The sequence below is a fragment of the Bradyrhizobium sp. BLXBL-01 genome (genome assembly GCF_051853025.1).
In the GTDB taxonomy this organism is placed as follows: domain Bacteria; phylum Pseudomonadota; class Alphaproteobacteria; order Rhizobiales; family Xanthobacteraceae; genus Bradyrhizobium.
Genome location: NZ_CP182471.1, coordinates 8,025,388 through 8,051,004, shown reverse-complemented (window position 1 = coordinate 8,051,004; position 25,617 = coordinate 8,025,388). Strand labels below are relative to the sequence as shown.

The 25,617-nt window shown below is 65.1% G+C and carries 20 protein-coding genes and 1 pseudogene; 10 read left to right on the top strand and 11 right to left on the bottom strand.

The window, feature by feature from the left end; all coding sequences use genetic code 11:
- Nucleotides 1-38: 38 nt before the first annotated feature.
- On the bottom strand, nucleotides 39-584 hold the full coding sequence (locus ACNJYA_RS37285) for a carboxymuconolactone decarboxylase family protein (RefSeq protein ID WP_439364888.1): 546 nt from the start codon (nucleotides 582-584) through the stop codon (nucleotides 39-41).
- Between the two features lie 126 nt (nucleotides 585-710).
- On the opposite strand from ACNJYA_RS37285, the gene ACNJYA_RS37280 reads away from it, so the two are divergent.
- Nucleotides 711-1,925 carry an acyl-CoA dehydrogenase family protein gene (locus ACNJYA_RS37280; protein ID WP_439401737.1) on the top strand — a complete coding sequence of 405 codons (1,215 nt, stop codon included), beginning with the start codon at nucleotides 711-713 and terminating at the stop codon, nucleotides 1,923-1,925.
- Nucleotides 1,926-2,074: 149 nt separating this feature from the next.
- Nucleotides 2,075-3,214, top strand: a complete 1,140-nt coding sequence (locus tag ACNJYA_RS37275) for an acyl-CoA dehydrogenase family protein (RefSeq protein WP_439401736.1) — start codon at nucleotides 2,075-2,077, stop codon at nucleotides 3,212-3,214.
- Between the two features lie 272 nt (nucleotides 3,215-3,486).
- On the opposite strand, the gene ACNJYA_RS37270 is transcribed toward ACNJYA_RS37275, so the two are convergent.
- The 10 genes and pseudogenes from ACNJYA_RS37270 to ACNJYA_RS37225 form a co-directional block, all read right to left on the bottom strand.
- Nucleotides 3,487-4,524, bottom strand: coding sequence for an amino acid ABC transporter substrate-binding protein (locus ACNJYA_RS37270; protein ID WP_439401735.1), 1,038 nt, complete (start codon nucleotides 4,522-4,524; stop codon nucleotides 3,487-3,489).
- Between the two features lie 88 nt (nucleotides 4,525-4,612).
- Entirely contained in the window at nucleotides 4,613-5,206 is a 594-nt protein-coding gene (locus ACNJYA_RS37265; RefSeq protein ID WP_439364886.1) for a L,D-transpeptidase, read from the bottom strand.
- 362 nt (nucleotides 5,207-5,568) lie between these two features.
- Nucleotides 5,569-6,539 (bottom strand): annotated as a pseudogene (locus ACNJYA_RS37260) (hypothetical protein).
- 103 nt (nucleotides 6,540-6,642) lie between these two features.
- Nucleotides 6,643-7,206, bottom strand: coding sequence for a redoxin domain-containing protein (locus ACNJYA_RS37255; protein ID WP_439401734.1), 564 nt, complete (start codon nucleotides 7,204-7,206; stop codon nucleotides 6,643-6,645).
- 30 nt (nucleotides 7,207-7,236) lie between these two features.
- Nucleotides 7,237-7,935 (bottom strand): cytochrome c biogenesis CcdA family protein, encoded by a 699-nt coding sequence (locus tag ACNJYA_RS37250; RefSeq protein ID WP_439401733.1) that lies wholly within the window; start codon nucleotides 7,933-7,935, stop codon nucleotides 7,237-7,239.
- Nucleotides 7,936-8,437: 502 nt separating this feature from the next.
- Entirely contained in the window at nucleotides 8,438-9,049 is a 612-nt protein-coding gene (locus ACNJYA_RS37245; protein WP_172786185.1) for a sigma-70 family RNA polymerase sigma factor, read from the bottom strand.
- A 470-nt stretch (nucleotides 9,050-9,519) separates the two neighbouring features.
- Complete coding sequence (locus ACNJYA_RS37240) at nucleotides 9,520-10,251, bottom strand: response regulator (RefSeq protein ID WP_439364883.1); 732 nt, start codon at nucleotides 10,249-10,251, stop codon at nucleotides 9,520-9,522.
- Between the two features lie 10 nt (nucleotides 10,252-10,261).
- Entirely contained in the window at nucleotides 10,262-12,007 is a 1,746-nt protein-coding gene (locus ACNJYA_RS37235) for an ATP-binding response regulator (RefSeq protein ID WP_439364882.1), read from the bottom strand.
- Nucleotides 11,977-14,055 carry a sensor histidine kinase gene (locus ACNJYA_RS37230; RefSeq protein ID WP_210268314.1) on the bottom strand — a complete coding sequence of 693 codons (2,079 nt, stop codon included), beginning with the start codon at nucleotides 14,053-14,055 and terminating at the stop codon, nucleotides 11,977-11,979. The genes ACNJYA_RS37235 and ACNJYA_RS37230 overlap by 31 nt, the downstream gene beginning before the upstream one ends.
- A gap of 6 nt (nucleotides 14,056-14,061) precedes the next feature.
- Nucleotides 14,062-15,072 (bottom strand): TRAP transporter substrate-binding protein, encoded by a 1,011-nt coding sequence (locus ACNJYA_RS37225; RefSeq protein WP_212255976.1) that lies wholly within the window; start codon nucleotides 15,070-15,072, stop codon nucleotides 14,062-14,064.
- A 236-nt stretch (nucleotides 15,073-15,308) separates the two neighbouring features.
- Between ACNJYA_RS37225 and ugpB the strand changes: the two genes are divergently transcribed.
- The 8 genes from ugpB (at nucleotide 15,309) to ACNJYA_RS37185 (ending at nucleotide 25,616) form a co-directional block, all read left to right on the top strand.
- On the top strand, nucleotides 15,309-16,691 hold the full coding sequence (gene ugpB / locus ACNJYA_RS37220) for a sn-glycerol-3-phosphate ABC transporter substrate-binding protein UgpB (RefSeq protein WP_439364881.1): 1,383 nt from the start codon (nucleotides 15,309-15,311) through the stop codon (nucleotides 16,689-16,691).
- 225 nt (nucleotides 16,692-16,916) lie between these two features.
- Complete coding sequence (locus ACNJYA_RS37215; RefSeq protein WP_439364880.1) at nucleotides 16,917-17,876, top strand: aminoglycoside phosphotransferase family protein; 960 nt, start codon at nucleotides 16,917-16,919, stop codon at nucleotides 17,874-17,876.
- Between the two features lie 367 nt (nucleotides 17,877-18,243).
- Nucleotides 18,244-19,863, top strand: coding sequence for an ABC transporter substrate-binding protein (locus ACNJYA_RS37210; RefSeq protein ID WP_439364879.1), 1,620 nt, complete (start codon nucleotides 18,244-18,246; stop codon nucleotides 19,861-19,863).
- Between the two features lie 236 nt (nucleotides 19,864-20,099).
- Nucleotides 20,100-21,113, top strand: coding sequence for an ABC transporter permease (locus ACNJYA_RS37205; protein WP_197949095.1), 1,014 nt, complete (start codon nucleotides 20,100-20,102; stop codon nucleotides 21,111-21,113).
- 167 nt (nucleotides 21,114-21,280) lie between these two features.
- Nucleotides 21,281-22,180 (top strand): ABC transporter permease, encoded by a 900-nt coding sequence (locus ACNJYA_RS37200; RefSeq protein WP_172786174.1) that lies wholly within the window; start codon nucleotides 21,281-21,283, stop codon nucleotides 22,178-22,180.
- Nucleotides 22,181-22,274: 94 nt separating this feature from the next.
- A complete protein-coding gene (locus ACNJYA_RS37195) occupies nucleotides 22,275-24,011 on the top strand; it encodes a dipeptide ABC transporter ATP-binding protein (RefSeq protein WP_439364878.1) in 1,737 nt (578 codons plus the stop codon).
- Between the two features lie 26 nt (nucleotides 24,012-24,037).
- A complete protein-coding gene (locus tag ACNJYA_RS37190; protein WP_172786172.1) occupies nucleotides 24,038-24,217 on the top strand; it encodes a DUF4089 domain-containing protein in 180 nt (59 codons plus the stop codon).
- Between the two features lie 4 nt (nucleotides 24,218-24,221).
- Nucleotides 24,222-25,616, top strand: coding sequence for an AtzE family amidohydrolase (locus tag ACNJYA_RS37185; RefSeq protein WP_439364877.1), 1,395 nt, complete (start codon nucleotides 24,222-24,224; stop codon nucleotides 25,614-25,616).
- Nucleotide 25,617: the final 1 nt, after the last annotated feature.

Here is a 25,617-nt window from a genome sequence, read left to right as displayed (position 1 = left end):
ACGGCCAAACGCGAAACCCATCGTTTCCGAATGGGAAACTATGCCAGCTCCGATACCTCGCCCTCGGGCAGGCCGAACTCGAACGTGTTCAGCGTCATCGACACCAGCGTGTAATAGCCGCACAGCCCGATCACCTCGACCACGCCGCGTTCGCCGAGCAGCTTCACCGCCTCGTCGTAGAGGCCCTTCTCGACGCCGTGGCCCTCATGCAGCGACTTTGCGAGATCGTAGATCATCTTCCCCTCGGGATCGTCGAAGTCGGGCGTGCGGCGGTCGCGGATCGCCGCGATGATCTCAGGCTTCATGCCGCCGGCAAGCGCCAGGCGCTTGTGCGCATACCATTCGTAATGCGCGGTCCAGTGCCGCGCCGTCACCAGGATCGCGATCTCAGAGAGCTTCGCCGGGAAGATCGTGTCGAAGCGCAGCACCTCGCCGAGCCGCGTGGCATGTCGCGCCATCTCGGGGCTGTTCAGCCAGGCCATCATCGGCGCCGGCGGCTTGCCGCGCTTGCCGGCGATCGACTCGTCATAGGTCTGCCGCTGGCTCTCGTTCATTTCGCCAGGCGAAAGAAGCTTTAGGCGCATTGTCGTTTCCTCTTTGTTTTCAAGGCTCGCCGCAGCGGCGACTATAACCGATAAGTGGTTGAATTCCGCGGGGGCTTGGCCCAGACTCGGCGACAACAATTCGAATTTTGGGTGATGGAAACGATCATGAGCGATCTCAAAGCCAGCGATACTGAAGCCGCCGATCTCGACACATTCCGCAACGAGACACGCGCCTGGCTGGAAGCCAATTGCCCGCCGGAGATGCGCAAGCCCGCAACCTCGGACGCCGACGTGTTCTGGGGCGGGCGCAACGCGAAATTCTCGTCCGAGCCGCAGCGCATCTGGTTCGAACGCATGCGCGACAAGGGCTGGACCGTACCGGATTGGCCGAGGGAATATGGCGGCGGTGGCCTCAGCGCGGCCGAGCACAAGGTGCTGCGCGCCGAGATGGCGCGGATCGGCGCGCGGCCGCCGCTGTCGAGCTTCGGCATCTGGATGCTCGGGCCGGCGCTGCTCAAATACGGCAACGACGCACAGAAGAAGGAGCACCTGCCGAAGATCGCGGCCGGCGAGATCCGCTGGTGCCAGGGCTATTCCGAGCCGAACGCCGGCTCCGATCTCGCCTCGCTCCAGACCCGCGCCGAGAGCGACGGCGACGACTTCATCATCACGGGTTCGAAGATCTGGACGTCCTACGCCAATTACGCCGACTGGATCTTCTGCCTGGTCCGCACCGACCCGACCGCGAAGAAGCATGACGGCATCAGCTTCATCCTGTTCGACATGACCTCGAAGGGCGTCTCGACCAAGCCGATCCTCTTGATCTCCGGCTATTCGCCGTTCTGCGAGACCTTCTTCGACAATGTCCGGGTGCCGAAGTCGCATGTGGTCGGCACCATCAACCGCGGCTGGGACGTTGCGAAATATCTGCTCCAGCACGAGCGCGCGATGATCTCAGGGATGGGCGAGCGCGGCGTCGGCCGGCCGCTCGGCCAGATCGCGGCCGATTCCGTCGGCACCGATGGGCAAGGCAGGCTGGACGATGCGATGCTGCGCGGCCAGATCGCGACGTTCGACGTCGACGAAGCCGCGCTGGCTGCCTGCGCCGAGCGCGCAGTCGATCTCGCCAAGGCCGGGCAGGCGCATCCGGCATTCTCCTCGGCGATGAAGTATTACGGCACCGAGCTCAACAAGCGCCGCCACGAGATCCTGATGTCGGCCGGCGGCGTCGATGCGCTGGAATGGGAAAGCGAGCGCTCCAGGAAGGGCGCCCGCCCGCGCGCCTGGCTGCGCACCAAGGCCAATTCGATCGAGGGCGGCACGAGCGAGGTCATGCTCGGCATCGTCGCCAAGCGCATCCTGGACCTGCCGGGGGCGTGAGGCTTTCCGTCATTCCGGGGCGCGACGAAGTCGCGAGCCCGGAATCCATCTATCCACCAACTCTGCCGCTCGATGGATTCCGGGCCTGGCCCTTCGGGCCATCCCGGAATGACGAACTACCAAATAGATTACGAATCGGAAACACGCCCATGGCCCTCGTCCTCACTGAAGAACAATCCATGCTCCGCGACTCCGCGCGCGGGCTGATCAGCGACAAGGCGCCGGTGTCGCACCTGCGGCACTTGCGCGACAGCAAGGACCCCACCGGTTTCTCCAAGGAGCTTTGGCATTCCTTTGCCGAGATGGGTTTCGCCGGCTTGCTGGTGCCGGAAGAGTTCGGCGGCAGCGGTCTCGGTTTCGTCGAGGCCGGAATTATCATGGAGGAGATCGGCCGCACCTTGATGCCATCGCCCTTCCTCGCGACGTCAGTGGTGGCGGCATCAGTGCTGTCCCGCGGCGGCAATGCCGCGCAGAAATCGGAATATTTGTCGAAGATCGCGAGCGGCTCGCTGCTCGCGACGCTGGCGATCGACGAGGGCGCCAAGCATCGCCCGCTGCAGACCAGCCTTAGGGCCGTGCGCGCCGGCAACGGCTTCAAGCTGTCGGGTACCAAGGCGCTGGTGGTCGACGGCCATGTCGCCGATCTCCTCATCGTCGCTGCCCGCACCGCGGGCGCCGCCGGCGAGCGCGAGGGCCTGACGCTGTTCCTGGTCAATCCCAAAGCCAAGGGCGTTGCGGTCGAGCGCACCATCATGGTCGATGCGCACAATGCGGCGCGGATCGAATTCGCCAATGTCGAGGTCGATGCCGACAGCGTGCTCGGCGAGGTCGACCAGGCGGCCGGCCTGCTCGATGGCGTGCTCGATATCGGCCGCGGCGCGGTCGCTGCCGAAATGGTCGGCCTCAGCGATGAAGTGTTCAACCGCACCGTCGAGTATCTGAAGAGCCGCAAACAATTCGGCAAGCTGATCGGCGAATTCCAGGCGCTGCAGCATCGCGCCGCCGAGCTCTATATCGATATCGAGATCACCCGCGCCGCCACCATGAAGGCGCTGCAGGCGCTGGACGCCGACGTCGCCAAGGCCACGCCCGCCGTCGCCGTCGCCAAGGCGCGCGCAGGCACCACCGCCACGCGCGCGGTGCAGGAAGGCGTGCAGATGCACGGCGGCATGGGCATGACCGACCAGTTCGACATCGGCTTCTTCATGAAGCGCGCGCGGGTCTGCGAGGAGCTGTTCGGCGACGCGAACTACCACACCGAGCAGTTGGCAAGGTCGCGGGGGTATTGAGGCGGGGTTGGAGCGCGAGGCGCGCCACACCCTCGGTGTCGTCGCCCGGCTTGACCGGGCGACCCAGTACGCCGCGGCCTCTCCGCATACGTTTGAAGTCTCTGGAATACTGGATCGCCCGGTCGAGCCGGGCGATGACAGTTGAGAGTGTAGAGAGCGCCTGCCCCAATCTCGTCATTGCGAGCGCAGCGAAGCAATCCAGAATCTTGCCGTGGAGACAGTCTGGATTGCTTCGTCGCTGCGCTCCTCGCAATGACGGTGGTTAGACCGCCTTACCGCATTGGCGGCGCGTATTGCACGCCGCCTGCGTTCCACAGCTGGTTCATGCCGCGCGGGATCTTCAGTTTCGACTTCTCGCCGATGTTGCGATCATACATCTCGCCGTAATTGCCGACGTGGCGGATGATGCGCGCGGCCCAGTCCTTGGTGAGGCCGAGCTGCTCGCCGTAATTGCCATCGGTGCCGACGAGGCGCATCACTTCCGGCTTCTTCGACTTCAGGGCCTCGTCGATGTTCTCCGAGGACACGCCGAGCTCCTCGGCGTTGATCATGGCGTACAGCGTCCACTTCACGATCATCATCCAGTCGTCGTCGCGCTGGCGCACGACGGGGGCGAGCGGCTCCTTGGAGATCATGTCCGGCAGGATCATGTGGTCGCCGGGCTTCGTCAAGTTCAGCCGCAGAGCATAGAGCTGAGAAACGTCGGCGGAGAACGTGTCGCACTTTCCGGTGTCGTAGGCCTTGACCACGTCGGCGAGGTTGTCGAACTTCACCTCTTCATACTTCATGTTGTTGACGCGGAAGTAATCGGCGACGTTGAGCGCCGTCGTGGTGTTGGCCTGCACGCAGACTTTGCTGCCGGTCAGATCCAGCGACGTCTCCTTGTTGCGCGAGCGCGGCAGCATGAAGCCGGCGCCGTCGTAATAAGCGATGGCAGGGAAATAGAGGTCATACTCGAGTTCGCGCGCCATGCTCCAGGTGGTGTTGCGCGAGAGGATGTCGACCTTCCGGCTCTGCAGCTCCTTGAAGCGCTCGCTGGCGTCGAGCGGAATCATCTTCGCCTTGCCGGGATCGTTGAAGATCGCAGCCGCCACCGCGCGGCAGAAATCGACGTCGAAGCCGCTCCAGTTCTTGTTGTCTTCCGAATACGAGAAGCCCGGCAGGCCCTTGTTGACGCCGCACAGCACTTCGCCGCGGCGCACGGTGCGCTTCAGGGTGCGGGTGTCGTAGAATTCATAGATGATGGCGAGAACGCCGACCAGCACGGCGACCGCAAGCCCGATCAGCAGGCCGCCACGAAAAGTGCGCATGATGTCTCTCTCTCGAAAGTATCGGAAAAGGAAGCGGAGGAGGGGATGGAGCATGATCCCGAGGGATCATGCTCGAATCTAAGAGCCTTCAGAGCTCGGGCTTCTGCCGGATGACGACCTTGGTGCCGACAGGCACGCGATCGTAGAGATCGGCGACGTCGTTGTTGACGAGACGGAAGCAGCCTGAGGACACCTTGGTGCCGATCGTATCAGGGCGGTTGGTGCCGTGGATACGATAGACCGTGGTGCCCAGATACATGGCGCGGGCGCCCAGCGGATTGCCGGGGCCGCCGGCCATGAAACGCGGCAGATAGGGCTGGCGCTGGATCATCTCCGGCGGCGGCGTCCAGTCCGGCCATTCCTTCTTGTTGGTGATGGTCACCAGTCCTTGCCACTGAAAACCGTCGCGGCCGACGCCGATCCCGTAGCGGATGGCGCGCCCGCCCGGCTGCACCAGGTAGAGGTGGCGCTCGGCGGTCGCGACGATGATGGTGCCGGGCGCTTCCGTGGTTCGGAAGTACACCACCTGCTTCTGCCATTCCGGCTCGAGCTGGTAGGCATCGTCCGCTATCAGGCCCGGCTCGTCGCCGCGGTCCGGCTGCTGGGCGAAGGCGTGCGGCGTGGACAGGACCAGTCCCATCGCAGTCACGAAAATCCCGGTCAGGCGACGAAAATCCGTCATATCAAGCTCTCCCCGCTGCCACAGCGCAAATCATTCGGAACCATCAAACCTGAGGGGCAAGTTCATGGCAAGTTGATGGCGCGCCGTCCTGGCATGTCACGAGAATGCTTTGGTTTTTTGACGGGCCCAGCGCAATGCCACGAACAGGGGATGGCGCGAAAAGCATAGGTGTTGCCGCTCGGGAGGTGAGCTTCCTCCCCCGCTTGCGGGGGAGGGTTGGGGAGAGGGTGCTTCCACAACGGGACACTCCCCAGGGGAGAGAACCCTCACCCGCGCCTTCGGCGCGACCTCTCCCGCAAGCGGGAGAGGCACAGACCGAACCCGCGGTGAGATCAGCGCCGACAGTGGGCACGAGGCGCAAGCTAAATCCGGTTGCTCTCCGCCGCGATCCCGAGCCGCCGCACGATCTCCGTCGCCACGGCGCGGGCCTCGACCCGCGAGCCGATGCGGGGGCTGCGAAAGCGTCGGCCCGAATGCAGCCGGATCACCACGATGCAATGCTCGTCCTCGGAGCGGCCGCGGCGCTCGACCGTGATCGACTTGACGTCGGGCCCGGCGATATGGTCGGCCCGCAAGCTGCCGTCGCCCCACAGGCGCTCGACGCGAATATCGTTCGCTCCGATGACCCAGAATGCGCCGGTGGCGAGGTTCGCATAGCGATAGACCGCGAATGCGGCGATCGCGCCCAGCGGCAGCAGCAGGATATCGACATGGCTGGGGGACAGGCCGCGCCACAGCTTATAGGCATAGGGGACCGCGGACAGAGCCACCGCGATCAGTGCGACGATCCGGATGTCCCGCGCCGAAAACGCCTCGAGCGGCTCGCCGAGATGCATCTCGGGATTGCTGGCATCGAGCGGGTTGCTCGGCGCCTCGACATTGGGAACGTCGAAATGCGCCGCGATCCACGCCACGGTGTCACGAACATGGGTGACATCGGGAATCGGCGGCGAGGTCAGGCGCTCGCCCGAGGCAAGCGTGAAGACAGTTGGAAACGGGCCTTCACCCTCTTGCTGCCGGGGACCTGTAGCGCCGTGATCTCGTCCTTGCCGACGAGGCGCGTCTGGAGCTTTCCGAACGGCCGCTGCCGGCCGATCAGGATCTCGTCGGCCGTGATGATCCACACCACCGCCGGCGCCATCATGATGCCGACGACGAATCCGGCTCCCACCAGCAGCGCCACCGCCGATATCAGGATTTCCAGGACGTCCTGCGTGAACAGTCCCGGCGTGAAGCAGAGCGCGACGGCCGCCGCAGAGCCCGCCACGACCAGCCGCTGTGCGATCGAGGACCCTTCACGAAGGCGGATGTCGGTGCTGGTGGTCGCGTCCATTGCGGGCGGCTGATTGCGTCGGTTGCGAACCTCCACGGACGGCTCCGTGGAGTCAAGCAACAAGGGCGACAATTGCAGTCCGCCGCGCGATGGCCGCGCGGCGTCAGCTGCTCGCGTTCAGCAGCTTGGCCACCGTGCGATCGATCTCGTCATAGCGGCCTTCGCCGGCGTGCTGGAACACGATCTTGCCGCTCTGGTCGACGATGTATTGCGCCGGCCAATATTGGTTGCGATAGGCGTTCCAGGTCTTGGATTCATTGTCCTGTGCCACCGGGTAGGTGATGCCGTGGCGCTTCAGCGCCGCCTGCACGTTGGCGGCCGAGCGCTCGAACGGGAATTCCGGCGTGTGCACGCCGACCACGACCAGACCCCGATCCCTGTACTTGGCGTAGAGTTCGGTGACGTGCGGCAGCGTGTTGACGCAGTTGACGCAGCCATAGGTCCAGAAGTCGACCAGCACGACCTTGCCGCGGAGATCGGCGATGCTCAGCGGCTTCGAGTTGAACCAGTTGGTGATGCCGGCGAAGTCGGGCGCGGCCTGCTGGTTCGCGGCGGCGGTGACGACAGGCGCGGCACGCGCGGCCTCGTCGCAGATGCCGGGGATGACGGCGCCGGTGACGGTGATGCCGATCAGTGCAGCAGACATTGCGAGCAGCTTGAGAGTCATGGGCGAGTTCTCCGGTGAAGATGAGGGTGATCACAGGCCGATCTGGCCGGTGGGGTAGAAGCCGGTGAGCCACGCCACGATCAGCGTGTCGTATTGGAAATAGGCGGCGACCGCGAAGCCGATCACGACCACGCCAAAGCCCTGCTGCAGCCGCGGCGAGATCCGGGCCAGGCTGCGCACGCGCGTGGTCGCGGCCTGTCCGCCATAGGCTATTCCCAGCATCGGGATCGCGGCACCAATGGCATAGGCGATCAGCAGCGTGCCGGCCCAGCCGAAATTCCTCGACGTCGCAACCAGCGTCAGGATTGAGCCGAGCACGGGCCCTGCGCAGGGCGTCCAGACCAGGCCCAAGGTGGTGCCGAGGATCAGGCCGCCGAGCGCGCCCTCGCGCTGCGTGGCGCCGGCGTTGCCGAGATCGAGCCAACCGTTGAGCCGAATTGACAGCCATTCGAACGGCGCCGGCCACAGCATCAACAGGCCGAAGCCGAGCAGCAGGACCGCAGCCGCCTCGCGCAGCACGTTCGGATCGAAATCGAAGGCCCGCGTGATCGCGCCGAGCGCCAGCGCGACGGCCGAGAACGAGACGACGAAGCCGAGCGCGATCATCGCGGGGCGCAGTTGCGAGGAGTGCCCGATCGAAGCGCCAAGCAGGATCGGCAGCATCGGCAACGTGCAGGGCGCGGCGATGGTGAGGATTCCGGCGAGGAGAGCAAAGAGGAGTTCGAGCATGGCGCACTCGTGGTGGTGGTCACGAGGGATGTTCGGGATGGATGCGACGGTCGTTACGCAGCGTCACGCCTTCGTGACGGAGCCTATCGCTTTGCAGAGCACGGTGCCGGCTCCGCCATCGGTGCGCTCCCTCCCCCGCTTGCGGGGGGAGGGCTGGGGAGAGGGTGTCTCCACAACGGGACACTCCCCCAGAGGAAAGAACCCTCACCCGCCGCGCCGGGCGATGCTGCGCATCGCCCGGGCGCGTCGGCCTCTCCCGCAAGCGGGAGAGGCCGGGCCTGCAGCTGCCGCCGCGGGCCCCAAATACAAAACGACCCGGACGGGGCATCGTCCGGGTCGCTGGAGGTCTTGGGAGGTTTAACGAAACCGTATGGGAGCTTTATAGAGCGGAAGTTTTTCCGCCTGATGTTGTCGTTTGTTTCAATTGTTTCATCAGTGGTAACGCTTCCGTGTCCGGGGACAGGGTCAATATCGCGGACCTATCCCCTTGAAATCATTGCGCTTACGCGGCGAAACGGTCGACGCCGGCGCCCTTAAGCAAATCGGCGAGTTGCTTGCGGGCATAGAACATCCGCGTCTTCACCGTGCTCTGCGGGATGCCGATGATCTGGCCGACCTCCTCCACCGACTTCTCGTGGTAGTAGACGAGGTTGATGATCTCGCGGTGCGCCGGCGACAGCTTCTGCACGCAGGCGCGCAGGATGGCGCTGGTGTCGCTGCGGTCGAGCGAGGTCTCCGGCGTGTCGCAATCATCAGGAATCTGGCGCACGTCTTCCTGATCGATGTCCTCGAAGCGGCGCTGGCGCATCGCGGTCAGCGCCTTGAAGCGGGCGATCGAGAGCAGCCAGGTGGACACCTGCGAGCGGCCCTGGAACTGGCCGGCGGTCCGCCACACATCCAGAAACACCTGGCTGACCAGATCTTCCGCCGTGGTGGCGTCGCGCACGATGCGCAGGATGAAGCGGTACACCCGCACATTGTGCCGGCAATAAAGGATGTGCATGGCCGTCCGGTTGCCGCCGGCAATGCTTTCGAGGAGCATGTCGTCCGAGGTCGCCTGAGCGGCAATGATGCTCTGGCTGGCTTGGGCGTTGATGGCAATGACGTTCGGCATGGACTTGGCTCCCCGTAGCGCCGCAACCGAGCGGCGTTTCCTTGGGTCAAAGTGTTAATCAGCCAACGTTTCGGGACGTCTGCACGAAAAGCGGAAAATGGTTTCGTGCGCCGTCAAATTGTTTCGTAGCAACCGCCGCGACGAAACATTCGAGGCAAAAAACCGTGTGATTTCAATGTACGGAAAATACGGGGGTAGGTTATCGGACGCGGACAGTGACGCCGCGGAACGAATCCCGGGGGATTGCGTTTGGTGGCCCGATGCCCAGCACCGTGGTCGCAGGGGCTTGATCGGGTCAAAAGGGGTATCTTGCGGGCGCTGGCTCTGCGGCCTGAATGCCCGACGGGGAGTGGCGCCGATGCCACTTGCTCCGTCATTGCGAGCGCAGCGAAGCAATCCAGACTGTCTCCGCGGAGGGATTCTGGATTGCTTCGCTGCGCTCGCAATGACGATGTGGAGGCCGCTCGCCCTTACGCCTTCTCGCCCTGCGGCGAGAACAGATAGCCGCCGCCGCGGATGGTGCGGATCACGGCGGGCTTGGCCGGGTCGGGCTCGATCTTGCGGCGGATGCGCATGATGCGCAGATCGACCGCGCGGTCGAAGGCTTCGGCGTCGCGCGCGTTGGCAAGCTCGAGCAGGCGCTCGCGCGACAGCACGCGCTTCGGGTTGGCCGCGAACACCTTCAAGAGCCCGAACTCGGACGCCGTCAGCGGATGCTCGTTGCCCTCGTCGTCGCGCAAGGCCTGCGCTTCGAGATCGAGCCATTTGGTGCCGAAGCGCACCAGCTGCTCCTTGTCCGACTTCGCCGCGGGCGCGTCCGCCACCTTGGCCGGCCCGCTCCGCCGCAGCACCGAGCGGATGCGCGCCATCAATTCGCGCAGCTCGCAGGGCTTTGCGACGTAATCGTCGGCGCCGAGCTCGAGGCCGACGACGCGGTCGATCGGGCTCGCCGTCGCGGTCAGCATGATCACGGGCACGTTGATGCGGCTCTTGAGGTCGCGGATGATCGAGAGCCCGTCTTCCTCGGGCATGTTGAGGTCGAGCACGACGAGGTCGGGCATGCTGCCCTGGATCGCGGCGCGCAAGGATTTGCCGCCGTCGCACAGCGTCACGGTGAAGCCGTGCATCTTGAGGTAATCGCCGACCATCTCCCGGGCCGGGGCCTCGTCGTCGACAATCATGATGTGCTGGCTTTGAGTCATGGTCTTTGCATCATGGTATTTCGGTCGCGGGGAGGGTGATGGTGAAGGTCGAGCCCTTGCCGGGGCCTTCGCTCTCGGCGGTCACCTCGCCGCCGTGCATGTCAATGATACGCTTGACGATGGACAGACCAAGTCCCGTCGAGCTCTCGCCGGCGGTCGGTTTGGCCGACAGCCGCTGGAACCGGCCGAACAGGCGGCCGAGATCCTCCGGCGACAGGCCGGCGCCCTCGTCGCTGACACGGACCATGGTGTCGCTGCCTTCGTGCACGACGGCCACCTCGATCCTGCCGCCGATCGGCGAGTATTTGATGGCGTTGCTGATGAGATTGTCGATCGCCTCGCGGATGCGGTCGGTGTCGCACATGGTGACGATGTTGGCCGGCGCCGTGACGCTGATCGCCTGCTGCTTGTTGACGGCGAGCGGCTGGTTGGCCTCGGCGACCTCCTTGACCAGGGCGGCGACGTCGACCGGCTCGCGGCGGATGGTGATGTCGAAGGCATCCGCCATCGCGTCCGAGATCAAATGATCGACCATCGTGGTCAGGCGCTTGGTGGCGTCGCGGATGTGGTCGACCTGGGCGACCACGCCGCTTTCCGAGGCGCCGGTCGAGATCAGCTCCTTCAGCATCTCGGTGCGGCCGAGAATGACGCCGAGCGGGTTCTTCAGGTCGTGCGCGACGGTGCCCAGAATCTCGTTCTTGAAGCCGTTGGCGCGCTGCAGGCGCAGCCATTGCGCCGAGAGCCGGCGGTTGGCTTGCATCAGCGCCCGGGTGCGCTGGGCGACGCGGTCCTCCAGCTGGGTGTTGGCGTCCTGCAGCTGCTGATAGAGGATGACGTTGTCGAAGGCGATCGAGAGCCGGCTCGAGAAGATCTCGACCAGCGAACGGTCGGTCTCCGACAGCTCGCGCTCGGCCTGCAGCAGCACCACGACCTCGCGCCCCGATCCGGTGCGCAAATAGATCACGCTGCGATGGTCGGCGAACTCGTTCTTGCGGCGCTGGAACGCGGCCTCCACCATCTCGCGCAGCTCGGGGTCGAGCGCCTTCGACGACGTGGTGCCGATGAAGCGGCTGTAGCAGCCGCTGCCGGCGAGCACGGAGAGCTCGGGATCGTTGCCGCCATTGTCGCGCAGCACCAGGATGCCGGCGCAATCGACGTTGAGCAGCGAAGCGAGCTGGGTCAAGACGCCCTCGGCGAGCCGCTGCATCGACTTGAAGTCGTACAGCGTGGAGGCGGCGTCGATGATGATCTCCAGCCCGCGCCGCGTCTGCACCATGCGCTCGAGCTGCTGATAGGAGCGCAGCGCCGCGGTCAGCGAGGTGAACAGCTTGTCGGCGGTGAGCTCGGTCTTGGCCTTGTAGTCGTTGATGTCGTACTGCACGATCACGCGCCGCTCCGGCGCCTGGCCGGGCTGGCCGGTGCGCAGGATGATGCGCACGGTCTCGTTCCGGATCTCGTTGCGGATGAACTCGACCAGCTCGAGGCCGGCGACGTCGGTCTCCATGATGACGTCGAGCAGCACGGCGGCGACGTCGCGGTGCTCGGCCATCAGCTTGCGGCCTTCCGCCGCGGAATAGGCCGACAGGATCTCCAGGCTCTGGCCGTTCAGACTGTAGTCCGACAGCGCAAAACGCGTGCCGTCATGCACGGCCGGATCGTCATCGATGACGGCGATCTTCCATTTCCGGGCGTTGCTATCCTCCGACGCGGTACCGGTATCGTCGATCAGGTGGAGGACATCGTCCTGTTCGGCCATTGAGAAGATCCGTCACTTTCTGTGCTTTGCGCGCCGCCCTTGGCGACGCGGGGCATGATAATGCGAAAAGTAGTGCCTTGTCCCAGCTTGGATTCCAGCATCATGCGGCCGCCGAGCTGCTGGGTGACGAGGTTATAGACGATATGAAGGCCAAGTCCCGTGCCGCCTTCATTGCGCCGGGTGGTAAAGAAAGGGTCAAAGGCCTGGCGCTGCACGTCGGGGGTCATGCCGGCCCCGTCGTCGGAGAAGCTGATCTCGATGTCCTCGGTCCCGCGCGGCCGCGCCGAGATCGCGATCCGGCCGGCGCGGCCGTCGGCGAAGGCGTGGTTGGCGGCGTTGAGGAAGAGGTTGGTCAGGATCTGGCCGTAGGAGCCGGGATAGCCGTCGAGCAGCAGCCCCTCGGGCACGTCGACCTCCAGCGTGATCGGCGAGCGCTTCAGCACGGGCTTGAGGCTGGCGATGATCTGGTCGGTGGCTTCGCTCAGGGAGAACTGCCGCCGCTCGGCATGGGAACGGTCGACCGCGACCTGCTTGAACGACTGGATCAGCTCGCCGGCGCGCTGGAGATTGGCGACGAGCTGCTGCGAGGCGTCGCGCGAGGATTGCACGAACTCCTCCAGCTGCGAGCGGCGCAGGCCGCCGTCGCCCTTGAGCTGGGCTTCGAAGATTTCGGTGCGCCGGGCAAAGCTCGAGGCCACCGTCAGGCTGATGCCGATCGGGTTGTTGACCTCGTGCGCGACGCCGGCAACCAGGCCGCCGAGCGCGGCCAGCCGCTCGGCGTCGATCAGGTTCTGCTGCGCGGCGTTGAGCTCGAGCAGGGCGCTCTCGGCCTTCTCCTTCGAGGCGCGCAGCTCGTCCTCGGTCCGGCGCTTGGCGATCGCGTTCTCGCGGAACACCTCCACCGCGCGCGCCATGGCGCCGACCTCGTCGCGCGCCTTGGTGCCCTGCACCTCGCGGTCGAGATCGCCGAGCGTGATCGCGCGCATCGCCGTCATGATCTGCTGCAGCGGCAGGCGGATCGACAGCGCGATCAAGACGCCCGCGGTGAGGATGATGCCGAGGAAGATCACCGCGATCGACAGCACGCGCCGTGAGATGTCCGCCAGCGTGCGGTCGAACGTCTCCTGCGCCTTCTGCTCGCGCTGGCGCATCTTGGTCGAGAGGTCGTCGATGGCGCCGATCGCCTCGGCCTGGCTGGCGTCGATGGTGTTGCGCAACAGCTCGGTGCGGCTCGCAAGCTGCTCGGAGAGTTTTGCGAAGCCCTCGCGCAGCGCGGCGGTGCGGGCGCCGAGCCGCTGCAGCGCCATCCTCTGCAGGTCGTTGTCGGCGAGATCGATCATGACCGGGATGGTCCGCTCGATCGTCTCGGTGTTGCGGCGTGCGTCGTCGGCGGCGCCCGAGGATTGCGACAGATAATAGGAATTGGCCGCGACCAGCATCGCGGTGAAAGCCTCGCGGGATTTGCCGAGCGAGGGCCAGATCAGCGCGTCGCGATGGCCGGTGGCGCCCTCGATGATGGAGTAGAGCCCGGCCATGTCCCTGGCCGGGCCCTGCACCTGCTCTTCATAAGTCTTGGCGATCGTGGCCTGCACGCTGCGCAGCTCGCCGAAGCCGTTGAGGAAGCGGTCGGTGGTGCGCTCCAGCTCCTCGACCGAGCCCGACAGCATCGGGTCCTTGGCGGCGCGACCCGTCAGCGTGCCCAGCACCGCCTCGCGCAGCAACAGGATCTCGGCGAACAGGTCCGGGCTCGGCTGGTTGATGTAGCGGTGGATCAGGTTCTGCAGTCGCCCGGTCTCGCTTTCGAGCAGCGCCAGGATCCGGTCGGACTCGCGCACCTGGCGCACGTCGTCCCAGGCCGAGCCGAGCACCTGCGCGCCATTCCAGATCATCGCCACCAGCACCACGACCACGGCGGAGTTCAGCGCGGCGATCGACAGGATGCGCCAGCGGATCGGCACCGCCCGCAGCAGGCCGACGATGCGCGCGCGCAGCTGCCCGATCGGGCCGGGCGGCTTGTCCGCGTGTTCGCTATGTCCAAGCGCAGCCAACAGGCCTCACTCCACCTTGCGAATGCGTTCGATCAGCGCGGCCGCCGCGGGGTCGCGTTCGGCCTTGGCATAGATTGCGGCCATTGCCTCCTCGAACGGCTTGCGGTCGATGTCCTTGACGATGGTCACGCCGGCTTCCTGCGCCTTGCGCTGCGACTGGTCCTCGAGGTCGCGCCACTTCTCGCGCATGAACCGGCTGGAGCGCTGCGCGGCCTCCTTGAAGATTGTCTGCTCCTCTGCCGACAGGCTCTTCCAGGCCTTCAGCGAGATCACCAGCACTTCCGGGCTCATCGTGTGCTCGGTCAGCGAGTAATAGCCGGCATGCTTGTAATGGTCCGTGGTCACGAAGGATGGCCAATTGTTCTCGGCGCCGTCGATCAGATGGTTGGCAAGCCCGGTGAGCACCTGCCCGTAGGGAAGCTCGACCGGCTCGGCGCCGAGCGCGCGCATCATCTGGCTCATCAACTCCGACTGCTGCACCCGGATCCGCAATCCCTTGAGATCCGCGATGGTCTTTACCGGGCGGACCCCGTTGTAGATCGACCGCGCGCCCGAATCGTAGAAGGCGAGCCCGACGAAGCCGTAGGGCTCGAAGCTGCCGAGGATCTCGCTGCCGACAGGTCCGTCCAGCACCTTCTGCATGTGCTCGATGGACCGGAACAGGAACGGCATCGCCAGCACGTTCATGGCCGGGACGAAATTGCCGATCAGCGCCACGTTGGTCCGGTTGAGGTCGATCGCACCGGCCCGGGTCTGCTCGATGGTCTCCTTTTCCTCCCCGAGCTGGCGGGAGTGGAACACCTTGATCTCGTGCCGGCCGCCGGTGCGCTCGGCGATCAGGGCGCCCATGTAGCGCAGCGCCTGGACGGTCGGGTAATTCTCGGTCTGGGTATCGGCGGCGCGAAATTCGCGCGCAACAGCGCCCGTCGCGCACATGCTCGACGAGACTGCGGCAAGCAGAAGCGCAACGAAGACCACCCCGGTCCGCGAGAGTTCGGCACGGCTCAACACTGGCACACTCAACCCCTCAGTGGTGGAGTCTATGGCGGAAGGAAAAGGTTCAATGCAATCTAAAGCGTTTTCAAGCGAAGTGGATACCGGTTCGCGTAAAGAAAACGCGTCAAATTAAGGTCTAGAGACCCGTTCCGATCGGAACGGGGCTCTAGCAGATGGTTAAGGGAAGGCCATCCCGCCTGGTTCCGCAAGACCGATTGTGCGGCGCGGCCGGCGTTCATTCCCGGTTGAAACCGGCTATGTCGCGCCTTAAGCAGGGCAGCCGGCTGTCGCCGTGCGTTCCGGGAAGAGCCATCGTGAGGTCAGCCTTGCGCCTTTTGCAGCTCGTCGCCGCCTTTGCGGCCCTCTCATTGGCCGCCCCTGCGCGGGCCGCCACCGAGATCGCGTGGTGGCACGCCATGTCCGGCGAACTCGGCCGGCAGCTGGAAAAGCTCGCCGCCGACTTCAATGCCTCGCAGTCCGGCTACCGCATCGTGCCCGTCTACAAGGGCAATTATACCGAGACGGTGACGGCTGCGATCTTCGCCTTCCGCTCGCGCAGCCAGCCCGCCATCGTCCAGGTCAACGAGGTCGCCACCGCCACCATGACCGCGGCCAAGGGCGCGATCTATCCGGTGTTCAGCCTGATGCGGGACCAGGGCGAGCCGTTCTCGCTGGGCGATTACCTGCCCGCGGTCTCCGGCTACTACACCGATGCGGCCGGCAATCTATTGTCCTTCCCGTTCAATTCCTCGACGCCGATCCTCTATTACAACAAGACCATGTTCCGCGACGCGGGCCTCGATCCCGAGGCGCCGCCGAAGACCTGGCCGGAATTGGGAGCGGCCGCGAAGCGCCTGCGCGACCGCGGTGCTCCCTGCGGCTTCACCACGTCCTGGCCGTCCTGGATCCATGTCGAGAATTTCTCCGCCTTCCATAACCTCGCGGTCGCGAGCCGGGCGAACGGCTTCGCCGGGCTGGATGCGGAATTGACCATCAACAATCCGACGCTGGTGCATCACGTCGCGGCGCTCAGCGAGTGGCAGAAGAGCAAGCTGTTCGACTACAGCGGCCGCGGCCAGTCGGCCGAGCCGCGCTTCCAGAAGGGCGAGTGCGGCATCTTCATCGGCTCCTCGGCGACGCGCGCCGACATCAAGGCCAATTCGAAGTTCGAGATCGGCTACGGCATGGTGCCCTATTGGCCCGACGTGAAGGGCGCGCCGCAGAACTCGATCATCGGCGGCGCCACGCTGTGGGTGCTGCGCGACCGTCCGCGCGAGGAATACAAGGGCGTGGCGCGCTTCTTCGCCTATCTGTCCCAGCCCGGCGTGCAGGCCGCCTGGCACCAGAACACCGGCTATCTGCCGGTGACCCGCGCCGCCTTCGAGCTGACGCGCGCGCAAGGCTTCTACGAGCGCAATCCCGGCTCGGCGATCTCGTTCGAGCAGATCACGCTCAATCCGCCGACCGAGAACTCCAAGGGCATCCGGCTCGGCTCCTTCGTCCTGATCCGCGGCGTGATCGAGGACGAGCTCGAGCAGGCCTTCGCCGGCCAAAAGAGCGCGCAATCAGCGCTCGATTCCGCCGTCGAGCGCGGCAACAAGCTGCTCCGCCAGTTCGAGCGGGCGAGCCCCGAGCGGTAGGGGTGTGTCGCGATTGGATATCGCTATAGCCGCAAGCGAGATGCGCTCCCTCCCCCGCTTGCGAGGGAGGGCTGGGGAGAGGGTGTCTCCACAACGGGACAATCCCCTAGAGGAGAGAGCTCCCACCCGACGCTTCGCGTCGACCTCCCCCGCAAGCGGGAGAGGTTGCACCGCCTGCTTGGTTCGCACTGAATCCATCAAACTTGTATCGATGACCGAGTGCAGATGACCACCGCCTCATTGCAACAGCTGCCTCACCTCGTCGACGCCGCAAGCTTCCGCACCTTTCGCTCCGCGTTCCCGCAATGGCTGCCAATCGCCCTCGACATCGCGCGCGGCCATGGGCTCGATGCCGGCTCACCGCATGTATTTGCGACCGGCACCAATCTCGTGGTCGGCCTCGGCGACAAGCTGATCCTGAAGATCTTCCCGCCACTGCTCGCAGCCCAATTCGTCTCGGAGCGCGCCTCGCTGACGCAGCTCGCCGGCCGCCTCGAGCTGCCGATTCCCGAGATTGTCGCGGAGGGGATGCGCGACGGCTGGCCCTATCTCGTCATGACGCGCCTCGCCGGCACGCTCGGCTCGGAGGTCTGGCCCTCACTGCCGGAGCCGCAGAAGGAGCGGCTGCTGCGCCAGATCGGCGAAACCATCGCTTCCGTGCAGCGCGTTCCGCTCGGAGAGCTCGCGTCCATCGGGCCGCGCTGGGACGCATTCATGCACGCCCAGATGCAGGGTTGCCGCGCCAGGCACGAGCGTCTCGGCCTCGCACCAAAATTCCTCGCCGGTCTCGACGACCTCCTGCGCGATGCCGCGAAGCTGATCCCGATGGTCGCACCGCCGGTGATCCTGATCGGCGAATACATCCCCGAGAACTTCCTGCTCGCCTGCGATGACGGCCAATGGTCGCTCGCAGGTCTGTTCGATTTCGGCGACGTGCTCGCGGGATGGCGCGACTACGATCTGCTCGGCCCCAGCGCCTTCATGGCGGCGGGCCGGCCGGGACGGGTGAAGAGCCTGCTCGAAGGCTTCGGCTATGCAAGGCTGGACGCCACACTGAAGCGCCGCCTGATGGCCCTGATGCTGCTGCACCGCGCCAGCGACCTCAACAGCCACATCTGCATCGAAGGCTGGCAGGAGCAGGCGGATGATCTGGTCGAATTGCAGGAGTTGATCTGGGCGGGCTGAGCGTTCCGTCATTGCGAGCGAAGCGAAGCAATCCAGAGTCTTTCCGCGAAAAGATTCTGGATTGCTTCGTCGCAAGGGCTCCTCGCAATGACGAGCTTGGCCCGCGAGGCCCGAGCTTCGTCGAGGCCGCGACCCGCGGCAGGCAGGTGGCGCCAAATCGGGCTCCTTACTTCGTCTGCTTATTTTGTGATCAAAACCGCATCTTTGTATGCAAAGAGCGGGGCTCTTCGGAGTTGCCGGGTGAGCCGGAATTGGGTCGATCCCTTTATAGATCAGTCATTTAAGTGCGATGTAAGCTTCCGTTAACCCTTGGCACGAACCTTGCGAATCCAGCTCCAACGAAAAACTTTTATGTTGGAGCGATTTCATGAAGCGCCGCGATTTCCTCAAATCCGTTTCCGGGTTGGCCGCGGGTGCGGCGCTTCCGGCCATGCCGTCCGTGATCTCCTCGGCCAAGGCCGATGCCCGGTCGGAGACGCTGCTGATCGTCTCGGAAGGCGGCCCCAACAATCTCGACATCCATGGCGTCGGCACCAACGTGCCCGGCTATGAAGTCTCCTGGAATTGCTACGATCGCCTGATCAGCCACGAGATGAAGAGCGGCCCCGGCGGCGTGCCCTATTACGACCGCGACAAGTTCAAGGGTGAGCTCGCCGACGACATGAAGATCGACGACATGTCGGTCACCTTCAAGCTGAAGAAGAACGCCAAATTCCACGACGGCGCGCCGGTCACGGCGAAAGACGTGAAATGGTCGCTCGATCGCGCCGTCAGCGTCGGCGGCTTCCCGACCTTCCAGATGAGCGCGGGCTCGCTGACCAAGGCCGAGCAGTTCGTCGTGGTCGACGATGCCACCGTGCGCGTCGATTTCGCCAAGAAGGATCGGCTGACGATCCCGGACCTCGCGGTGATCGTGCCCTGCATCGTCAATTCCGAGCTCGTGAAGAAGAACGCGAGCGAAAAGGATCCGTGGGGTCTCGAGTTTACAAAACAGCAGACCGCGGGCTCCGGCGCCTACAAGGTGACGAAGTGGACCGCCGGCACCGAAGTCATCATGGAGCGCAACGAGGATTGGGCCTGTGGTCCGCTGCCCAAGATCAAGCGCGTGATCTGGCGCATGGTGCCGCAGGCGGGCAACCGCCGTGCGCTGCTCGAGCGCGGCGACGCCGACATCTCCTATGAGCTGCCGTTCAAGGATTTCCAGGAGATGAAGGCGAACGGCAAGCTCAACGTGGTGTCGCTGCCGTTCTCCAACGGCATCCAATATATCGGCATGAACGTCACCAAGCCGCCTTTCGACAATGTGAAGGTGCGGCAGGCCATCGCCTATGCGCTGCCGTATCAGAAGATCATGGACGCGGTGCTGTTCGGCCTCGGCAATCCCATGTTCGGCGCAAAGGACAAGGCCACCGAAGTCGCCTGGCCGCAGCCGCACAAGTACAACACCGACATGGGAAAGGCGAAGGCGCTGCTGGCAGAGGCCGGTTACGCCAACGGCTTCGAGACCACGATCTCGTTCGACCTCAACTTCGCCGGCGTCAACGAGCCGCTCTGCGTGCTGGTGCAGGAGAGCCTCGCCCAGCTCGGCATCAAGACCACCATCAACAAGGTGCCCGGCGCCAACTGGCGCACCGAGCTCAACAAGAAGGAGATGCCGCTGTTCACCAACGTGTTCTCGGGCTGGCTCGACTACCCCGAGTACTTCTTCTATTGGTGCTATCACGGCAACAATTCCGTCTTCAACACCATGAGCTACAAGTCGGCGGAGATGGACAAGTTCATCGACGGCGCGCGCACGGCGGCTGCCACCGGCGACACCGCGGCCTACGACAAGGACGTGAAAGGCTTCGTCGATCTCGCCTTCGCCGACGTCCCGCGCATCCCGCTCTACCAGCCCTTCGTCAACGTCGCGATGCAGAAGAACATCAGCGGCTACCAATACTGGTTCCACCGGCGGCTCGACTATCGCGCGATGGCGAAGGGGTAAAAGGTCATGCTGATCGTCGGCGACGCATCGGCATCGGCTCTGGGCTCCCTCTCCCGCTTGCGGGAGAGGGTTGGGGAGAGGGTGTCTCCGCTTTGGGGTTGGCAGGGATTGCGGAGGGTGTCCCCGCGCGGCGAGAGCCCTCACCCGCCGCGCGCGGGACGATGCTGTCGCATCGCCCGGGGCGCGTCGGCCTCTCCCGCAAGCGGGAGAGGCGAAGCAAGCCCGCGGAGCATCCCATGCTGACCATGATCGGCAAGCGCCTGATGTTCGCGATCCCCTCGCTGATCGGCGTCGTCATCGTCACCTTCCTGCTGACGCGCGCGCTGCCGGGTGATCCCGCGGCCTACTTCGCAGGTCCCGCCGCGACCAAGGAAGCCGTCGAGCAGATCCGCAAAAAGCTCGGCTTCGACAAGCCGCTGATCGAGCAGTTCTTCCGCTATGCCAACGATCTCGCGCACGGCGATTTCGGCAACTCGCTGACGACGGGCCAGCCGGTCGCCACCGAGATCCGCAACCGCCTGCCGGCCTCGGCCGAGCTGACGCTGCTCGGCCTCTTCGTGTCCATTGCGATCGCCATTCCGCTCGGCGTCCTGGCGGCGACGCGGCCGGGATCATGGATCGACCATCTTTGCCGGGTCACGACCACGGCCGGCGTGTCGCTGCCGGTGTTCTTCACCGGCCTCGTGCTGGTCTATGTCTTCTATTTTCGGCTCGGCTGGTCACCGGCGCCCCTCGGCCGTCTCGACGTGTTCTACAGCGCGCCGCCGACGGTCACCGGCTTCTATCTGATCGACACGCTGATCGCGCGCGATGTCGAGGCGTTCCGTTCGGCGCTGAGCCAGCTCATCCTGCCCGCAACGACGCTCGCGATCTTCTCGCTGGCGCCGATCGCGCGCATGACCCGCGCCTCCATGCTCGCGGTGCTCGCGAGTGAATTCGTCCGCACCGCGCGCGCCAGCGGCCTGTCGCCCGCAACCGTCATCGTCACCTACGCGTTCCGCAACGCGATGCTGCCAGTCATCACCACGCTCAGCATGGTGTTCTCGTTCCTGCTGGGGGCCAACGTGCTGGTGGAGAAGGTGTTCGCCTGGCCGGGCATCGGCTCCTACGCGGTGGAAGCGTTGATCTCCTCGGACTTCGCGCCGGTGCAGGGTTTCGTGCTGACCATGGCGGTGATGTACGTGCTGCTCAATCTCGTGATCGACATTTTGTACGGCGTGATCGATCCGCGCGTCAGGTTGGAAGGGTAGCACATGATCCGGAAAATCGGTGCCCCAGCTCGTCATTGCGAGGAGCGAAGCGACGAAGCAATCCAGGCTATTGCCGCGATGCGCAGCCTGGATTGCTTCGCTTCGCTCGCAATGACGACGGAGAGACGGCTTCCGAACACGATCACGCGAAAAGAGGGCGTCGAACAATGAGCTCCGTTGCGCCTGCTGTTGAACCTGTCGGCCCCGCCCGTACGTCAGGCCTCGTCGCCATCCTCGAGCAGACCCGTTACGTCCTCGGCGAGAACAAGGTCACGGGCTTCGCCTTTGCGCTGCTCCTGATCATCGTGTTCGCCGCGCTGTTCGGCCCCTATGTCGTGCCCTACGATCCGCTCGCCTCCGACACCGCGGCTGCGCTGAAGGCGCCGTCGGCGGCGCACTGGTTCGGCACCGACCAGCTGGGGCGCGATATCTTCAGCCGCGTCATCGTCGCCACGCGCCTCGACTTCTTCATCGCGATCGCCTCGGTCGCGCTGGTGTTCCTGATGGGCGGCCTTGCCGGCATCGCGGCCGGCTATTTCGGCGGCTGGACCGACCGCATCGTCGGCCGCATCGCCGACACCATCATGGCCTTCCCGCTGTTCGTGCTCGCGATGGGCATCGTCGCCGCACTCGGCAACACCGTGCAGAACATCATCCTGGCCACCGCCATCGTGAACTTCCCGCTCTATGCCCGCGTCGCGCGCGCCGAAGCCAATGTCCGCCGCAACGCCGGCTTCGTCCAGGCCGCGCGCTTGTCCGGTAACGGCGAGTTCCGCATCCTCCTGGTGCACATCCTGCCGAACATCATGCCGATCATGATCGTGCAGATGTCGCTGACCATGGGCTACGCCATCCTCAACGCCGCCGGCCTCTCCTTCATCGGCCTCGGCGTCCGCCCGCCGACCGCCGAATGGGGCATCATGGTCGCCGAAGGCGCCGGCTTCATGGTGTCGGGCGAATGGTGGATCGCGCTCTTCCCCGGCCTTGCCCTGATGATCGCCGTGTTCTGCTTCAACCTCCTCGGCGACGGCCTGCGCGACATCGTCGATCCGCAACGGAGGACGTGATGCCCAACCTCCGAGAAAAATTCTCCAATGATTCCAATGGCGCTTCTACTGTGCATGGGGTTGTTTTCGATTGTTTGAGTGACGGGAGCCGTCCATGACCTCCCAGCCGCTGCTCGACGTCCAGGATCTTACGGTCGAATTCACCACCCGCCGCGGCATCGTCAAGGCGGTGCAGCACGTCAACATCTCCGTGGCCAAGGGCGAGACGCTGGCCATCGTCGGCGAGTCCGGCTCCGGCAAGTCGGTAACCTCCTACGCGGTGATGCGCATCCTCGATCGCGCCGGCAAGATCGCCGAGGGCTCGGTGATGTTCTCCGGCATCGACGTCAAGGCGGCGACCGAAGACCAGATGCGCGATTTGCGCGGCCGCGAAATCTCGATGATCTTCCAGAACCCGCGTGCTGCGCTCAATCCGATCCGCAAAGTCGGCGATCAGATCGAGGACGTGCTGCGCACCCATGTGCAGCAGGCCCAGGTCGCCGATCACGGCGAGAAGGCGATCGAGGCCCTGGAGCAGGTCAAGATCGCCCGCCCGCGCGAGCGCTATCACGCCTATCCGTTCGAGCTCTCGGGCGGCATGTGCCAGCGCGTCGTCATCGCGCTCGCGCTGGCCTGCAATCCGCAGCTCCTGATAGCGGACGAGCCGACGACTGGATTGGATGTCACCACACAGAAGGCGGTGATGGACCTGATCGTCGAGTTGACGAAACGCCGCGCGATGTCGACCATCCTGATCACGCACGATCTCGGCTTGGCCGCCGCCTATTGCGACCGCGTCGTCGTGATGGAGAAGGGCCGCGTCGTCGAGACCGCTACGGCCGCCGATATTTTTGCGAACCCGCAGCATCCGTATACGAAGAAGCTGATGCGCGCGACGCCGCGGCTCGGGGTGAGCTTGCGGGATCTGTTGCCGGAAGAGGAGGGCGCAACCTCATCCGCATCCGTTGTCGCCGCGCCTGACCAGCACGCTTCTCATAGCGAAGGGAAGGGCGACCAGCTCCTCCTCCGCATCGAAAAGCTCGTCAAGGAATATCCCCGCCAGGGCGCGACCGCCACGCTCGGCAAACTGTTCGGCCGCAAGCCGCCGGTGGAGCCGGACGTGTTCCGCGCCGTCGACGGCATCAGTTTTGCGATCGGCCATGGCGAGAGCGTCGGTCTCGTCGGCGAATCCGGCTGCGGCAAATCGACCACGTCGATGATGGTGATGCGTCTGCTCGACCAGACCTCCGGCCTGATCCAGTTCGACGGCGAGGACATTGGCGGCATCCAGCCTGCCGCCTTCGCCCGGCTACCGCAGCGCAGCCGCATCCAGATGGTGTTCCAGGACCCCACCGACAGCCTCAATCCGCGCTTCACCGCCGCGCGCGCCATCGCCGACCCGATCATGCAATTGGGCGACATCCGGGGACGCGACGCGCTGCGCGCCCGCTGCGAGGAACTGGCCACCATGGTCGGCCTGCCGCACAATCTGCTCGACCGCTTCCCGCACCAATTGTCCGGCGGCCAGAAGGCCCGCGTCGGCATCGCCCGGGCGATCGCCCTGCATCCCAAGCTCGTCATCCTGGACGAGCCGACCGCGGCGCTGGACGTCTCCGTGCAGGCCGTCGTCCTCAACCTGCTGCAGGACCTCAAGGCGCGGCTAGGTATGAGCTATCTGTTCGTCTCGCATGATTTGAATGTGGTGCGCTTGTTGTGCGATCGTGTCATTGTGATGCGGACGGGACGGATCGTCGAGGAGGGCTCTTCCGAGCAGGTGCTCGGCGATCCCAAGGACGACTACACCAAGGAGCTGCTGACGGCGATCCCGCATCCGCCGTTGCCGATACACTAAGACTGCACTGATTGCTTGAGAGCGTGATGGCCGAACCCCTGGACGACTATATCGACGCCGTATCGAAGGCGCTGGCGCTGCCGATCGAGGAGGGCTGGCGGCCCGCCGTGCGCGCCAACCTCGAGGTCTCGCTGCGGCTTGGCCGTCTGGTCGACGACTTCGCGCTGCCGGACGAGACCGAGCCGGCACCGATCTTCACGGCCTGACACCATGTCCGCCAAGCCAGAGATGACGGCCTCCGACATCGCAAGTGCGGTCGCGGGCGGCAAGATGTCCGCACTCGCCGCCACCGAAGCTGCGCTCGCGCGCATCGAGCAGCATGATGGCATCCTCAATTCCTTCACCGACGTCACCGCCGAACGCGCCCGCGCGAAAGCGCGCGCGATCGATGCCGACATCGTTGCGGGCAAGAAAGTCGGCCCGCTCGCCGGCATACCCTTCGCCGTCAAGAACCTGTTCGATGTCGCGGGCCTGCCAACGCGTGCCGGCTCGAAGATCAACCGAGACCTCGCGCCGGCTGGGCGCGACGCGACGCTGATCGAGCGGATGGAAGCGGCCGGCGCGGTTCTCGTCGGCGCGCTCAATATGGGCGAATACGCCTACGATTTCACGGGCGAGAACATCCATGACGGCCCCTCGCGCAATCCGCACGACACCACGCGGATGAGCGGCGGCTCCTCGGGCGGCTCGGGCAGCGCCGTCGGCGGCGCGCTGGTGCCGATCGCGCTCGGCTCCGACACCAACGGCTCGATCCGCGTGCCGTCGTCCTTCTGCGGCATCTTCGGCCTGAAACCGACCTACGGCCGGCTGTCGCGCGCGCGCTCGTTCCCGTTCGTGGCGAGCCTCGATCATCTCGGCCCGTTCGCACGCTCCGTCGCCGATCTCGCGCTCGCCTACGACGCGATGCAGGGGCCGGACGCAGACGACGGCGCCTGCACAACGCGCGGATTGGAGCCCGTCACGCCGCTGCTCGATGAGTCCATCTCCGGTCTGCGCTTTGCGATCGCCGGCGGGCACTTCCAGAAGAACGTGTTTCCGGAAGCGGTCGAAGCCGTCAGCCGCGTCGCCAAGGCGCTGGGCGCAACGCAAGTGGTCGATATCCCCGAAGCCTCGCGCGCCCGCGCCGCCGCCTATGTCATCACCACCACCGAAGGCGCTTCGCTGCATCTCGATCGCCTGCGCAAGCGCCCGAACGACTTTGACCCGGCGGTGCGCGACCGGCTGATCGCGGGCGCCATGGTCCCGGCCGCGCTGGTCGATCGCGCGCAAAAATTCCGCCGCTGGTATCGCGCGCAACTCGCCGAGATATTTGGATCGGTCGACGTGCTGCTGGCACCCGCGACGCCCTGCACCGCGCCAAAGCTCGGTCAGGTGAACTTCAATCTCGACGGTGTCGAGCTGCCGGTGCGCGCCAATATCGGCATCCACACCCAGCCGATCTCCTTCATCGGCCTGCCGGTGGTCGCGGTTCCCGTGCCGCTCGAGCCGCTGCCGATCGGCGTGCAGATCATTTGCGCGCCCTGGCGCGAGGACATCGCGCTGCGCGTCGCGCACGCATTGGAAAAGATGGGCGTCGTCGCCGCGCCCGCGCCGAGAGGGTTTTAAG

Bases quoted from the DNA above. Each gene is read 5' to 3' on its own strand.
- ACNJYA_RS37235 (WP_439364882.1), bottom strand. From the start codon at position 12,007: ATGGCCGAACAGGACGATGTCCTCCACCTGATCGACGATACCGGTACC.
- ACNJYA_RS37275 (WP_439401736.1), top strand. From the start codon at position 2,075: ATGGCCCTCGTCCTCACTGAAGAACAATCCATGCTCCGCGACTCCGCG.
- ACNJYA_RS37205 (WP_197949095.1), top strand. From the start codon at position 20,100: ATGCTGACCATGATCGGCAAGCGCCTGATGTTCGCGATCCCCTCGCTG.
- ACNJYA_RS37265 (WP_439364886.1), bottom strand. From the start codon at position 5,206: ATGACGGATTTTCGTCGCCTGACCGGGATTTTCGTGACTGCGATGGGA.
- ACNJYA_RS37215 (WP_439364880.1), top strand. From the start codon at position 16,917: ATGACCACCGCCTCATTGCAACAGCTGCCTCACCTCGTCGACGCCGCA.
- ACNJYA_RS37270 (WP_439401735.1), bottom strand. From the start codon at position 4,524: ATGCGCACTTTTCGTGGCGGCCTGCTGATCGGGCTTGCGGTCGCCGTG.
- ACNJYA_RS37245 (WP_172786185.1), bottom strand. From the start codon at position 9,049: ATGCCGAACGTCATTGCCATCAACGCCCAAGCCAGCCAGAGCATCATT.
- ugpB (WP_439364881.1), top strand. From the start codon at position 15,309: ATGTCGCGCCTTAAGCAGGGCAGCCGGCTGTCGCCGTGCGTTCCGGGA.
- ACNJYA_RS37210 (WP_439364879.1), top strand. From the start codon at position 18,244: ATGAAGCGCCGCGATTTCCTCAAATCCGTTTCCGGGTTGGCCGCGGGT.
- ACNJYA_RS37195 (WP_439364878.1), top strand. From the start codon at position 22,275: ATGACCTCCCAGCCGCTGCTCGACGTCCAGGATCTTACGGTCGAATTC.
- ACNJYA_RS37240 (WP_439364883.1), bottom strand. From the start codon at position 10,251: ATGACTCAAAGCCAGCACATCATGATTGTCGACGACGAGGCCCCGGCC.
- ACNJYA_RS37280 (WP_439401737.1), top strand. From the start codon at position 711: ATGAGCGATCTCAAAGCCAGCGATACTGAAGCCGCCGATCTCGACACA.
- ACNJYA_RS37255 (WP_439401734.1), bottom strand. From the start codon at position 7,206: ATGACTCTCAAGCTGCTCGCAATGTCTGCTGCACTGATCGGCATCACC.
- ACNJYA_RS37200 (WP_172786174.1), top strand. From the start codon at position 21,281: ATGAGCTCCGTTGCGCCTGCTGTTGAACCTGTCGGCCCCGCCCGTACG.
- ACNJYA_RS37285 (WP_439364888.1), bottom strand. From the start codon at position 584: ATGCGCCTAAAGCTTCTTTCGCCTGGCGAAATGAACGAGAGCCAGCGG.
- ACNJYA_RS37185 (WP_439364877.1), top strand. From the start codon at position 24,222: ATGTCCGCCAAGCCAGAGATGACGGCCTCCGACATCGCAAGTGCGGTC.
- ACNJYA_RS37250 (WP_439401733.1), bottom strand. From the start codon at position 7,935: ATGCTCGAACTCCTCTTTGCTCTCCTCGCCGGAATCCTCACCATCGCC.
- ACNJYA_RS37190 (WP_172786172.1), top strand. From the start codon at position 24,038: ATGGCCGAACCCCTGGACGACTATATCGACGCCGTATCGAAGGCGCTG.